Origin of the sequence: Xanthomonas sp. LF02-5 (assembly GCF_034105325.1) — a bacterium.
GTDB classification, from domain to species: domain Bacteria; phylum Pseudomonadota; class Gammaproteobacteria; order Xanthomonadales; family Xanthomonadaceae; genus Xanthomonas_A; species Xanthomonas_A sontii.
Window position 1 is genome coordinate 1,375,338 of sequence record NZ_JAXGGF010000001.1, and the last position, 12,155, is coordinate 1,387,492.

Annotated in this window: 9 protein-coding genes and 1 tRNA gene; 5 read left to right on the forward strand and 5 right to left on the reverse strand. The window is 69.4% G+C overall.

The features are described from left to right. Positions 1-58 precede the first annotated feature (58 nt). Genes SLW52_RS05950 through SLW52_RS05960 form a run of 3 tightly spaced genes read left to right on the forward strand, consistent with a single transcriptional unit; the run spans position 59 to position 4,566 of the window. Positions 59-1,231, forward strand: a complete 1,173-nt coding sequence (locus tag SLW52_RS05950) for a TolC family protein (RefSeq protein WP_226978638.1) — start codon at positions 59-61, stop codon at positions 1,229-1,231. Continuing rightward, positions 1,221-3,389, forward strand: a complete 2,169-nt coding sequence (locus SLW52_RS05955; protein WP_320739146.1) for a type I secretion system permease/ATPase — start codon at positions 1,221-1,223, stop codon at positions 3,387-3,389. The genes SLW52_RS05950 and SLW52_RS05955 overlap by 11 nt, the downstream gene beginning before the upstream one ends. Continuing rightward, the gene (locus SLW52_RS05960) at positions 3,382-4,566 is read left to right on the forward strand and encodes an HlyD family efflux transporter periplasmic adaptor subunit (protein WP_320739145.1); all 1,185 of its coding nucleotides are present in this window, start codon (positions 3,382-3,384) and stop codon (positions 4,564-4,566) included. The genes SLW52_RS05955 and SLW52_RS05960 overlap by 8 nt, the downstream gene beginning before the upstream one ends. 22 nt (positions 4,567-4,588) lie before the next feature. On the opposite strand, the gene SLW52_RS05965 is transcribed toward SLW52_RS05960, so the two are convergent. The 5 genes from SLW52_RS05965 to SLW52_RS05985 all read right to left on the reverse strand — a co-directional run bounded on the left by SLW52_RS05965 (position 4,589) and on the right by SLW52_RS05985 (position 8,251). After that, the gene (locus SLW52_RS05965; protein ID WP_249042305.1) at positions 4,589-4,918 is read right to left on the reverse strand and encodes a hypothetical protein; all 330 of its coding nucleotides are present in this window, start codon (positions 4,916-4,918) and stop codon (positions 4,589-4,591) included. Positions 4,919-5,210: 292 nt separating this feature from the next. Further along, positions 5,211-5,287, reverse strand: a tRNA-Pro gene (locus tag SLW52_RS05970). 60 nt (positions 5,288-5,347) lie between these two features. After that, positions 5,348-5,467: a cytochrome bd-I oxidase subunit CydX gene (cydX, locus tag SLW52_RS05975; RefSeq protein WP_152237527.1), complete on the reverse strand. Its 120-nt coding sequence runs from the start codon at positions 5,465-5,467 to the stop codon at positions 5,348-5,350. A 23-nt stretch (positions 5,468-5,490) separates the two neighbouring features. Then, a complete protein-coding gene (gene cydB / locus SLW52_RS05980; protein ID WP_320739142.1) occupies positions 5,491-6,642 on the reverse strand; it encodes a cytochrome d ubiquinol oxidase subunit II in 1,152 nt (383 codons plus the stop codon). Positions 6,643-6,661: 19 nt separating this feature from the next. After that, a complete protein-coding gene (locus SLW52_RS05985; protein ID WP_017910523.1) occupies positions 6,662-8,251 on the reverse strand; it encodes a cytochrome ubiquinol oxidase subunit I in 1,590 nt (529 codons plus the stop codon). A gap of 272 nt (positions 8,252-8,523) precedes the next feature. On the opposite strand from SLW52_RS05985, the gene cydD reads away from it, so the two are divergent. Together cydD and cydC are read left to right on the forward strand one after the other, a co-directional pair. Beyond that, positions 8,524-10,242 carry a thiol reductant ABC exporter subunit CydD gene (gene cydD / locus SLW52_RS05990; RefSeq protein ID WP_320739714.1) on the forward strand — a complete coding sequence of 573 codons (1,719 nt, stop codon included), beginning with the start codon at positions 8,524-8,526 and terminating at the stop codon, positions 10,240-10,242. Then, the gene (gene cydC / locus SLW52_RS05995) at positions 10,239-11,936 is read left to right on the forward strand and encodes a thiol reductant ABC exporter subunit CydC (protein ID WP_320739140.1); all 1,698 of its coding nucleotides are present in this window, start codon (positions 10,239-10,241) and stop codon (positions 11,934-11,936) included. The genes cydD and cydC overlap by 4 nt, the downstream gene beginning before the upstream one ends. The last annotated feature ends 219 nt before the right edge of the window (positions 11,937-12,155 follow it).

Genomic DNA, 12,155 nt, shown 5'->3' on the forward strand with positions numbered 1-12,155 from the left:
CCGGGCGGCCAGCGCCTGCGTCTGGCTGTTGCTGGCGGTACCGCCAGGTGCCTTCGCCATGTCGCTGGCCCAGGCGGTGCAACAAGGCCTGAGCAGCGAGCCGCAACTGCGCGCGGCGATGGCCGAGGCGGCACGTGCCGCCACCGACGTGCGCATCGCACGCAGCGGCTACTACCCGGCGTTGTCGGTGGGCGCCGGGCCCAAGGCCATGGATCCCGGCGAGGTGGTCTACGACGTCAACCTCTCGCAGATGCTGTACGACTGGGGCCGTGTGTCGAGCAGGGTCGCGGCGGCACGGGCGCAGCAGCGCGGGCAGGACGCCGGGGTGGAGGTCGCCGCCGACGATGCCGCGCTGGCGATCGTGGACGTGTACCTGGACGTACTGCTGGCGCAGCAGCGGCTGCAGGCGGTGCAGGCGCATCTGCAACGCCTGCAGGCCATCGCCGACCTCAGCGAAGCGCGCAGCGGTGGCTACGCCGATCGCAGCGAACTGGAGCGCACGCGGCTGGAACTGGCGCGCGGGCAGGACCAGTTGGCGTCCGAGCAGGGCACGCTGCAGGAGGTACGCAATCAGTTCCTGCTGCTGGTTGGCACGGAGGCCGAGGGTCTGCTCGAACCGGATCTGCCGGACCTGCCGCAACTGGCGCCGGCGCAGCTGCCGCGGACGGTGGACGCTTCGCCCTTGCTGCGCAAGGCCAACGAACAGGTGCGTGCCGCCGAAGCGGAAGTGCGCGAGGCCCGCGCGGCGTTGAAGCCGCAACTGAATCTGGAAGCCGCCGCGCTGCGCCGCGACGTCGGCGGGCGCCTGCAGAACGATTCGACCATTTCGCTGCGTCTGAGCATGGACGTCTTTCAGGGCATGTCGACGTTCCTGCGCCCGCAGGCCGCCCGGCAGCGCCTGGAAGCGGCGCAGTGGAACGTGGATGCCGTGCGCCGCGAGATCCTGCGCACCGTGCAGACGCTGGCCGATGCCGGCGATGCGCTGCGCGGGCGCGAGCAGGCACTGCTGCAACAGGCGCAGCAGGCGGTGGAGGTGGCCGAGCTCTACCGCGAGCAGTTGAGCGTGGGCCGGCGCGAGGTGATCGAACTGCTCAACGTACAGCGCGAGCGGCTGGAGGCCGAACGCCAGTTGATCGCGTTGCGGATCGAACGTAAGCGCCTGCGCTACCGTGCCGCGGCGCAGGTCGGGGCGTTGCAGGCCATGTTCCGGGAGAGCGCCCATGCAGGTTGAGGAAAATTCGGCGGTGTCGATCGGCGCCCCGCAGGCAGCGGACGTGGATGGCCTGCGGCCTGGCCTGTTGTTGCTGTGCCAGCGCCTGGGGCGGCCGTTGACCGATGCCGAACTGGTGGATGGCATTGCGCTGGATCAGGGGCGACTGCCCTTGCGGTTGGTCCCCCGGGCACTGCGCCGTGCCGATCTCAATGCCGACGTGCTGGACTATCCGCTCGCGGGGATGGACGCCTATCTGCTGCCCGCGCTGCTGTTGCTGCACGATGGTCGCACCCTGCTGCTGGAGGCGATCAAGTCGGAGAATGCTCGGGTGCTGCTGCCGCATGCCAGTGGCGGCGAGCAGACCATGCCGCTGTCCGAACTGGAGCGGCTGTACAGCGGCTCGGCGGTATTCGCCAAACCTTGCTTTCGCGACGATGGACGCATCGGCGGCTATGCCGGCAGCGACGCGGAGCACTGGTTCTACGGCCCGCTGAAGAAGTTGTGGCGCTCTTACGCCGAAGTGGCGACGGCGGCGATGGTCGCCAACCTGCTGGCGATCGCCACCGCGCTGTTCGCAATGCAGGTCTACGACCGCGTGGTGCCCAACGCGGCCTTCGATACCTTGTGGATCCTCGCCAGCGGCGTGGTCCTGGCGATCGTGCTGGAAGGCGTGTTGCGCACCCTGCGCGGGCAGTTGCTGGCGGTGCTGGGCAAGCGCCTGGACCTGCAGTTGTCCACGCTGCTGTTCTCGCGCGTGCTGGCCATGCGCATGGCGGCCAAACCGGGGTCGATGGGGGCCTTCAGTACGCAGGTCCGCGAGTTCGAGTCGGTGCGCGAGTTCTACACCACGTCCAGCGCAGCGCTGATCAGCGATTTGCCGTTCGTGGCGATCTTCCTGGCCATCATCGCCTTGATCGGCGGCCACGTGGTGTGGGTGCCGCTGGTCGCCTGCGTGTTGATGGTGCTGCCCGGGCTGCTGGCGCAGCGCCTGCTCGGCGCGCTGTCGCGGCAGAACCTGCGCGAGGGCGCGATGAAGAACGGCCTGCTGCTGGAGGCGTTCGAGCATCTGGAATCGATCAAGGCCGCGCGTGCCGAGGGTCGCTGCCAGGGCCTGTGGGAGGGGCTGACCGCGCAACTGGCGGCCTCGGCGATGAAGACCCATTCGCTGACTACCGCGCTCAGCTATGCCGCCTCGGTGGTGCAGCAGCTGGCCTACGTCGGTGTGGTGGTGTTCGGCGTCTATCGGATCCAGCAGGGCGAGATGACCGTCGGTGCGCTGGTGGCCTGCTCGCTGCTGGCCGCGCGCGCGATCGCGCCGCTCGGGCAGGCGGCCGCGGTGCTGGGACGCTGGCAGCATACCCGGGTGGCGATGGAGGGCTTGGACCAGTTGCTGGGCGCAGCGCAGGAACGTCCGCCCGGCAAGCGTTTCGTGCACAAGCTGCGGCTGAAGGGCGACTATCGCCTGGACGCGGTGACGCTGCGTCACGGCGAGCAGCCACCGGCGCTGGACGTCCAGTCGCTGCGGATCGGCGCCGGCGAGCGCGTGGCGTTGCTTGGCGGCAACGGCGCCGGCAAGTCCACCCTGTTGCGGCTGCTAGCCGGTCTGCTCGATGCGCAATCGGGGCGGCTATTGCTCGACGACGTGGCGATCGCGCAGATCGACCCGGCCGACCGCATGCGCAACATCGGCTACCTGCCGCAGGACGTGGCCCTGTTCCACGGCAGCCTGCGCGACAACCTCAACCTGCACGGCGCGGCGCTGGGCGACGACGAGCTGTACGCGGCGTTGGACGGGGTGGGGCTGGGGGCATTCGTGCGCGCGCATCCCTTCGGCCTGGACCTGCCGATCCAGGGCAACACCAGTCTTTCCGGCGGACAGCGACAGGCGCTGGGCCTGGCGCGGCTGCTGCTGCAGGATCCCGGCGTGGTGCTGCTCGACGAACCCACCGCGGCGTTCGACCAGCACAGCGAGCAGTTGGTCATCGCCTACCTGCAGCGCTGGCTGGGCACGCGCACGCTGGTGCTGAGCACGCACAAGCGCAGCATGCTCGAACTGACCCGGCGTGCCGTGGTGCTGCGGCAAGGACGCGTGGTGGTGGATGGACCGGTGGAGCAGGTGCTGCAGGGCAACCGGGTACAGGCGCCGGCGCCGGCACTGGCGGGCGGCCATGGCTGAGCGCACCGCGATCGCACTGCGGCGGCGGTTGGCCGATCCGCTGCTGGCCTCCACCCATCCGCTGTACCGGCCGTTGTTGTGGACCGTGTTGGCGACAGTGGCGATCTTCCTGGCCTGGGCGGCCTGGGCCGAGCTGGACGAGGTCACCCGTGGCGATGGCCGCGTGGTGCCGTACAGCCGCATGCAGAAGATCCAGAGCCTGGAGGGCGGGATCCTGGACCGGCTGCTGGTGCAGGAAGGCGAACTGGTCAAACCGGGACAGCCACTGGTGCGCCTGGAACGCACCCACTTCCTGACCAACTATCAGGAGTCGGTCAACCAGGAGCAGGTGCTGCATGCGGCGATCGCGCGCCTGGACACCGAAGTGCTGGGCAAGGACCGCATCGCGTTCCCCGAGCAGGTCGCCTCCAATCAGGCTTTGCAGCGTTCCGAGCGCGACCTGTTCGAGTCGCGCCGCAGCAAGCTGGCCGAAGGCAGCCAGGCGATCCAGCGGCAGATCCGCCTGGCCCAGGATCAGTTGAACATCGTGCGGCCGCTGGTGGCCAGGGGCGCGGTCAGCCAGGTCGAGGCGCTCAAGCTCAGCCAGGACATCGCCACCTTGCAGGGCCGGCTCGGCGAGCTGCGCAACAGCTACTTCCAGGAGGCGTATACCGAACTGGCCAAGCGCAAGGCGGATCTCGGTGCACTGGAGCCGATCGTGCGCCAGCGCCACGACCAGTTGCGCCGCACCGAGATCCTGTCGCCGGTGCGTGGACGGGTCAACACCGTGCTGATCAATACACGCGGCGGCGTGATCCCGCCGGGCGAGCCGATCATGGAGATCATTCCGGTGGAGGAGCGGCTGCTGGTGGAGGCGCGGATCAAACCGCGCGACGTGGCGTTCCTGGTGCCGGGTATGGGGGCGCGGGTCAAGATCACCGCCTACGACTACACGATCTACGGCGAGCTCAACGGCACGGTCGAGCAGATCAGCGCCGACACCATCGAGGAGCAGACCCCGCATGGGAAGGAGTCGTTCTACCAGGTGCTGATCCGCACCGACGGCAGCCAGTTGCGCCGCGGTGGCGAAGCGCTGCCGATCATCCCGGGCATGGTGGCCGAGGTCGACATCCTGACCGGCAAGCGCAGCGTGCTGAACTACCTGCTGCGGCCGCTGTTGAAGGCGCGGTTGCGCTGAGCGCGGCCGTAGTCAGTGCCGATCAGCTGTGAGATTCGACCAGCGAGAGCGTGCATGTTTCGCCTGGAGCGGATTGCCAATACTCGAAGCGCGAGAGCTTCTTGCCCGAGGTCTGCGCGGCGAGCAGGCTCGCATAGGCGGCCTTGCCGAACTCGTCGCCGAGGTTGAGGTAGACGATGTCGAACTTGCAGGTGGTGGAGAGCGCATCCTTGACGCTGAAGTAGGCAGTCGCGCCGCCCTGTACGCCCTGCACGCCGAGTCGGTCCACCTGCTTGTCGGTTTCGGTCACCGCTGCTGCGGGTGCGCAATACAAAACGATCAACGAGAGGCAGAGTGCCGCTTGCAGTTTCATGGTGTCGTGTCCGTTTGTCTGAGTCGTGAACGTCGAAACGGACATGCCCGCCACCTCGCTTCCGGCACGCTTGGTCGCCAAGGAAGGAGGTGGGGATGAATGCGCCGGTTCCCCGCCACCATTGTGGCGAAAAGCCAGGCCATGGAGTCAAGCCGCCGCAGCCCCGAGAGGACGCGTGCTGGCCGGGGCAGGGGCAGGAGGGGTGTCACCGCACCGCGCGGCCTATCCCGGATTGCAGGCACAAAAAAACCCGGAAAACTGTGGTTTTCCAGGCTTCTTGTGACCTTGAAACTGGTCGGGGAGACAGGATTCGAACCTGCGACCTCTACGTCCCGAACGTAGCGCTCTACCAGACTGAGCTACACCCCGAAGGAGCCGCACATGATACGGAGGTCTTCCGCATTCGGCAAGCGCCTTTGCAAAAAAATTTTACTCCGTCGCGTCGGCCGCGTCCGCGGCGTTGCGCTCGCGGGCCTCGAACCACATGCCGTTGAGGATGGCGGCGGTGGAGGCCAGGCCGACACCGAGAATCCAGGCGAAGTACCACATGATCGTTTCTCCTTGCGGGCGCGTCAGTACGCGTTGGGGTTGTCGTCCAGGGAGGCGGCGGTGACCTTGCCCTTCAGCACGCGGTACACCCAGGTGGTGTAGCCGAGGATGATCGGCAGGAACACCACGGTGGCCAGCAGCATGATCCACAGGGTCAGGTGGCTGCTGGAGGCGTCCCACACGGTCAGGCTGGAGCCCGGCTGGCTGGAGGACGGCAGCAGGAACGGGAAGATCGCAAAGCCCACGGTCAGGATGATGCCGGCGATGGCCGCACCGGAGGCGATGAACGCCAGGCCGCCGCGGCGCTTGCGCAACAGCGCCGCGCTGAGCAGCAGGCCGAGCAGGCCGGCGGCCGGGGCCAGGGCGGTCAGCGGCATGCGCTGGTAGTTGTGCATCCAGCCGCCGACCTCGCCGAGCACGGCGGTCTTCAGCAGCGGGTTGGTGGCGCCGTCGGTGACCACCTGCGAGGTGACCGCGTAGCCGGGCAGGCCGGTGGCCACCCATACTCCGGCGCCGGCGAACAGCGCGCAGGCCACCAGGGCGGCGACGCTGCCGTAGCGCGCCGCGCGTTCGGCCACCGGGCCGTCGGTCTTCAGCACCAGCATCGCCGCGCCGTGCGCCACCAGCATGCTCACGCTGAGCAGGCCGGCGAGCAGGGCGAACGGCATCAGCAGGCCGAAGAAGCTGCCGGTGTAGAACACCCGCAGGGTGTCGTCGAAGTGGAACGGCACGCCCAGCAGCACGTTGCCCACCGCCACGCCCATGATCAGCGCCGGGATGAAGCCGCCGACGAACAGCGCCCAGTCCCAGCCGTTGCGCCAGCGCTGGCTGGGCAGCTTGCCGCGGAACTTGAACCCGACCGGGCGCAGGATCAGCGCGAACAGGATCACGAACATCGCCAGGTAGAAGCCTGAAAAGCTCACCGCGTACAGCGGCGGGAAGGCGGCGAAGATCGCGCCGCCGCCCAGGATCAACCAGACCTGGTTGCCTTCCCAGACCGGGCCGATGGTGTTGACCACCAGCCGGCGCTCGGCGTCGGTCTTGGCCACGAACGGCAGCAACGCGCCGACGCCCAGGTCGAAACCGTCCATCACCGCGAAGCCGATCAGCAGGATGCCCAGCAGCAGCCACCAGATCACGCGCAGCGTGGTGTAGTCCAATGCAATGAAGTCCATGGTGTGTCTCCTGCCGGAATCAGAGGTGGCCGGCGGCCGCAGGTGCGGCGATCGGGGTGACGGGACGCGGGGCGGGTTGCAGCAGGGCGGGCAGGTCGTCCGGCCCCTTGCGGATCGCCTTGAGCATCAGCTTGATCTCGATGATCAGCAGCGTGGTGTAGATCGCCACGAAGCCGGCGAGGGTGATCAGGATGTCGTGCAGGGCCAGGCCGGAGGCGGCATAGAAGGTCGGCAGCACGCCTTCCACCGCCCACGGCTGGCGGCCGTACTCGGCCACGAACCAGCCGCACTCGATCGCGATCCACGGCATCGGCAGTGTCCACAGCGCCAGCTTCAGGAACCAGCGCTTGTCCTCGAAATTGTGCTTGCACGAGAACCACAGCGCGGCGGCGAAGAAGGCGATCAGGTAGAAGCCCAGGCCGGCCATCACCCGGAACGTCCAGAACAGCGGCAGTACGCGCGGCACCGTGTCCAGCGCGGCCTTGGCGATCTCCTCCGGGGTGGCGTTGAGGATGTCTTCGCGGTAGCGCTTGAGCAGCAGGCCATGGCCCAGGTCCTGCCAGTGGCGATCGAACACCGCCCGCGCTTCGGCGTCGTTGCGGTTGGCCTTGAGCCGCTGCAGCGCGCCGTAGGCGATCTGGCCGCCGCGCACGCGGTGCTCGGCGCGCTTGACCAGTTCCAGGATGCCCGGCACCGGCGTGTTCAACGAGCGCGTGGCGATCAGGCCCATCAGGTACGGCACCTTGATCGCGTAGTCGTTCTTGCCGGTGGCCTGATTGGGGATGCCGAAGGCGGTGAAGTCGGCCGGCGCCTGCTCCGTTTCCCACATCGCCTCGATCGCGGCCAGCTTCATCTTCTGGTGTTCGTTGGCGGCGTAGCCGCTCTCGTCGCCCAGCACCACCACCGACAGCGAGGACGCCAGGCCGAACGCGGCGGCCACCGCGAACGAGCGCCGGGCGATGTCGCGGTGCTTGCCGCGCAGCAGGTACAGCGCGCTGATCGACATCACGAACACCGCGCCGGTCACGTAACCGGCGCTGACCGTATGCACGAACTTGGCCTGCGCCACCGGGTTGAACACCACCGCCATGAAGTCCACCACTTCCATGCGCATGGTGTCCGGGTTGAACACCGCGCCGGTCGGGTTCTGCATCCAGCCGTTGGCGATCAGGATCCACACCGCCGACAGGTTGGTGCCCAGCGCCATCAGCCAGGTCACCATCAGGTGCTTGACCGGGGTGAGCTTGCTCCAGCCGAAGAAGAACAGGCCGATGAAGGTCGCCTCCAGGAAGAACGCCATCAGCCCTTCGATCGCCAGCGGCGCGCCGAAGATGTCGCCGACGTAGTGGCTGTAGTAGGACCAGTTCATGCCGAACTGGAACTCCATGACGATGCCGGTGGCCACGCCCATCGCGAAGTTGATGCCGAACAGCACGCCCCAGAACAGGGTCATGCGCCGCCACACGTCCTTGCGGGTCATGACGTACACGCTCTCCATGATCGCGATCATGAAGGACAGGCCCAGGGTGAGCGGGACGAACAGGAAGTGGTACATCGCGGTCATGGCGAACTGCAGCCGCGACAGCTCTACGACAGTGGTGTCGATCATGGCTGTGCTACCTCGTGGAAGATGTGCATCTGGGTGGCCGAGTGGCGGGAGATTGGAGGCGATCTTCCGCCGCTGCGGCGCGTTCGACCTTGATTCAGATCAATGTGCGGCACCGGGGTGCCCGGCATCGTGGCGGCCACGGCGGTTCCGGTCCGGAAGCGCCTTCCCGCTAAACTGGCGACTTCGTTCGCCGCGCCGAGCCCGTTTTGACCGATTCCGCCGAGCCGTCCACTGCACTGCCCGCCGATACGCCGCAGCAGCGGCAGCAGCGCATGCGCTGGCTGGAGGCCCTGGCTGCGGCCGCGCGCGGCCGCCAGCGCCTGGCTGCGGCGGCGATCAGCGCGTCCGGCGCGCTGCTGATCGTGCAGGCCGGCGCCATCGCCTGGCTGGTGCAGGCGCTGCTGGTCGAGCGGCGCGACCTGGCGCAGGCACTGCCGGTCTTCGGCCTGCTGGCGTTGATGCTGGTCCTGCGCGCGGGGCTCGGCGCCGCTGCGCAGCGTGCCGCCGGCGATGTCGCCGATGCGGCCAAACTCGAGCTGCGCCGGCGCGTGTACCGGCAACTGCTGCAGCGCGGGCCGCTGTGGCTGCGCGGGCAGCGCAACGGCGAACTGGGCGAGCTGCTGCTGGCGCATGGCGATGCGCTGGACGGTTACTACGCTGGCTACCGGCCCGCGCGCTGGGAAGTGAGCGTGGTGCCGCTATTGATCGTGCTGGCGGTGGCGTGGAGCGACTGGGTGGTCGGGCTGATCCTGTTGTTCACCGCGCCGTTGGTGCCGATCTTCATGATGCTGGTGGGCTGGGGCGCCGAGGCCGCCGGCCGCCGTCAGTTGCGCGAACTGGCGCGGATGGGCGGGCACTTCGCCGACCGCCTCAAGGGCCTGGGCCTGTTGCGCCTGTACGGGCGCGGCGACGACGAACTGCGCGGGATCGCTGCTGCCGCCGAGGGCGTGCGCGAGCGCACGCTGAAAGTGCTGCGCATCGCGTTTCTGTCGTCCACCGTGCTGGAGTTCTTCGCCTCGGTCAGCGTGGCGATCGTCGCGCTGTACCTGGGCCTGAGCTACCTCGGCATGATCGCCCTGCACGGTAGCGTGCCGACCCTGGGCACCGGCGTGTTCTGCCTGCTGCTGGCGCCGGAGTTCTATGCGCCGCTGCGACGCCTGGCCGCGCATTACCACGACCGCGCCAATGCGCTGGCCGCGGCGGCCGAGGTGGAGCGCCTGCTGGAAAGCCTGCCGCAGGCCACGGATGCGCCGGCAGCGCACGCCGAGGGGGCCGCCGTGCCGAACGACGCCGCTGCCGAGGCAATGCCCGTCGCCGCGCCTTCCACAAGCGCGTCGCGCGAGGTACCGCTGCTGCAGGCGCGCGCGCTGCATCTGCGGCCGCTGGGTGCGCGCTGCGACGCGGTGCAGGGCCTCGATGTCGATCTGCATGCCGGCCAGCGCCTGGCCCTGGTCGGCCCCAGTGGCAGCGGCAAGAGCACGCTGCTGGAAGCACTGGCCGGGTGGCTGCCGCCGCGTGCCGGTACCTTGCAGGTGCGCAAGGGGCTGCGCATCGGCTACGCCGGGCAGCGGCCGTATCTGTTCCACGGCAGCATCGCCGACAACCTGCGCCTGGCCGATCCGCAGGCCAGCGCTGCGCAACTGCATGCCGCCGCCGAGGCGGCGCAGGTGCTGCGCTTCGCCGCGCGTCTGCCGCAGGGGCTGGACACGCCGATCGGCGAGCGTGGCTTCGGCCTGTCCGGCGGCGAGGCGCGGCGCATCGGCCTGGCGCGACTGTTGCTGCGCGATCCGGAACTGCTGTTGCTGGACGAACCGACCGCGTTTCTGGACGCGGACACCGAGGCGGACCTGCTGCACACGCTGGCGGACTTCGCCCGAGGCCGCAGCGTGATCGTCGCCACCCACAGCGAGGCGGCGATGCGCTGGGCCGATACCGTGCTGCGGTTGCCGGCACGCACCACCTCCGCCGCGACCCAGGGAGCGCAGCCATGAGCGGCACTCGCGACACCTTGCGCGGCGTGTTCGGCCGCCATCTCGGCCGGCTGCTGCTGACCGCGCTGCTGGTGCTGTGCACGATGCTGGCCGGGGTCGGGCTGCTCGGCCTGTCCGGCGGCTTCCTCACCGCCGCGGCGCTGGCCGGCGCGGTCGGCATGGGCAGCGGCTTCAACTTCTTCTCACCGTCGGCCGGCATTCGCGCACTGACCTTCGCGCGCATCGCCTCGCGCTACGGCGAAAAGCTGGTCGGACACGACGCGACCCTGCGCATCGCCCGCGACCTGCGGGTGTGGTTCTTCCGCCGCGCACTGCCGCTGGCACCGGCACGGCTCGGCGCCAGCCGCACCGGCGAACTGCTGGCACGGCTGATGTCGGACATCGGCGAGGTCGACGGCCTGGTGGTGCGCGCGCTGGCGCCGCTGGCCGCACTGCTCGGCGTCGGCACGATCGGCATTGCCGCGGCAGCGGCGATCCACGGGCCGGCGGCGCTGGTGCTGACCGCGCTGGCGTTGGCGATCGGGCTCGGCGTGCCGTGGGTGGTGGCGCGCGGCGGCGAGGCCCGCGAACGCGCACGCGCGCAGCAGCGCGAAGCCTTGCGCACCCTGGCCTACGAAGGGCTGGAGGGCGCCGCCGACCTGGCCGCGCTCGACGCGCAAGCCGCCTGGATCGCGCGCGTGGACGCCAGCGCGCAGGCGGTGCGCGCCGAGGACCGGCGTCAGCGGCAGCGGCTGATCGGCGGCAACGCCTTGCACGCGCTGTGCGCTGCGGCGGGCCTGTTGGCGATGCTGTGGGTGGCGCTGGGTGCGGCGCGTGCCGACGCGATCAGCGCCGAACAGGCTGCCGGCCTGGTGTTCCTGACCGTGGCCCTGCTCGAGGTCTGGGCCGGGGCCGGCCTGGCCTGGCAGGCGCTGCAGTCCGGCCGCGTCGCCGCGCGGCGCCTGCAGGCGATCGCCGGGCAGGCGCCACCGGTGCTCGACCCGGCGCATCCGCAGCCGCTGCCGGCCACTGGCGAGGTGCAGTTCGACGACGTCGTGTTCGCCTGGCCGGGCGAGGCGCGGCGCGTACTCGACGGCGTCTCCCTGCGCATCGCCCCGGGCGAGCGCATTGCCATCTCCGGCGACAGCGGCAGCGGCAAGACCACCCTGTCGGCGCTGCTGCTGCGGCTGTGGGATCCGCAACAGGGCAGCGTGCGCTACGCCGGCACGGATTTGCGCGAGGTGGCCGAGGCGCAGTGGCATCGCCGCGTCGCCTGGCTGCCGCAGGGCGCGCCGGTGTTCGCCGGCAGCGTGCGCGACAATCTGCGCCTGGGCGATCCCGCGGCCGACGATGCGCGGCTGCAGCGGGTGCTGACCGACGTGCGGCTCGACGCCTGGCTGCACGAAGTCGGTGGCCTCGACGCCTGGCTCGGCGAAAACGGCGCCACCATGTCCGCCGGCCAGGCGCGGCGCCTGGCCCTGGCCCGCGCCCTGTTGCGCGAGGCACCGCTGCTGGTGCTGGACGAACCCACCGAAGGCCTGGACGTGGACACCGCGCAGGCGCTGCTGCGCGACCTGGCGCAGGCGCTGGGCCAGCGCAGCCTGCTGCTGATCAGTCACGATGTGCTGCCCGAGGGCGTGGTGCATGTGCGTTATCGGTTGCAGGACGGGCAGCTCGTGCGCAGCGTCGAAGCGTCGGGCGATGAGACGGTGTGAGACACGCGCAGCGTGACTGGTCACGCGTGGCGCACGTGTGCCACGAATGGCGGCGACCTCCAAGCACGCACGTCGCAGAACGAAGGCAACTGGGACGAGATTCTCTGATGGTATACAACGCGCCGTCAGTGTCGGCCTGTGAGACGTCAACGCTCTAGAATTTCGCGACGGTCGGTGATGCGGAACGAACACCACGAAGCGGTAGTCAGTTTCTTTCCG

What these genes read in the sequence shown, in the direction of transcription:
- SLW52_RS05950 (WP_226978638.1), top strand. Translation starts at nt 59, where the DNA reads ATGTCGCTGGCCCAGGCGGTGCAACAAGGCCTGAGCAGCGAGCCGCAA.
- SLW52_RS05955 (WP_320739146.1), top strand. Translation starts at nt 1,221, where the DNA reads ATGCAGGTTGAGGAAAATTCGGCGGTGTCGATCGGCGCCCCGCAGGCA.
- SLW52_RS05960 (WP_320739145.1), top strand. Translation starts at nt 3,382, where the DNA reads ATGGCTGAGCGCACCGCGATCGCACTGCGGCGGCGGTTGGCCGATCCG.
- SLW52_RS05965 (WP_249042305.1), bottom strand. Translation starts at nt 4,918, where the DNA reads ATGAAACTGCAAGCGGCACTCTGCCTCTCGTTGATCGTTTTGTATTGC.
- cydX (WP_152237527.1), bottom strand. Translation starts at nt 5,467, where the DNA reads ATGTGGTACTTCGCCTGGATTCTCGGTGTCGGCCTGGCCTCCACCGCC.
- cydB (WP_320739142.1), bottom strand. Translation starts at nt 6,642, where the DNA reads ATGGACTTCATTGCATTGGACTACACCACGCTGCGCGTGATCTGGTGG.
- SLW52_RS05985 (WP_017910523.1), bottom strand. Translation starts at nt 8,251, where the DNA reads ATGATCGACACCACTGTCGTAGAGCTGTCGCGGCTGCAGTTCGCCATG.
- cydD (WP_320739714.1), top strand. Translation starts at nt 8,524, where the DNA reads ATGCGCTGGCTGGAGGCCCTGGCTGCGGCCGCGCGCGGCCGCCAGCGC.
- cydC (WP_320739140.1), top strand. Translation starts at nt 10,239, where the DNA reads ATGAGCGGCACTCGCGACACCTTGCGCGGCGTGTTCGGCCGCCATCTC.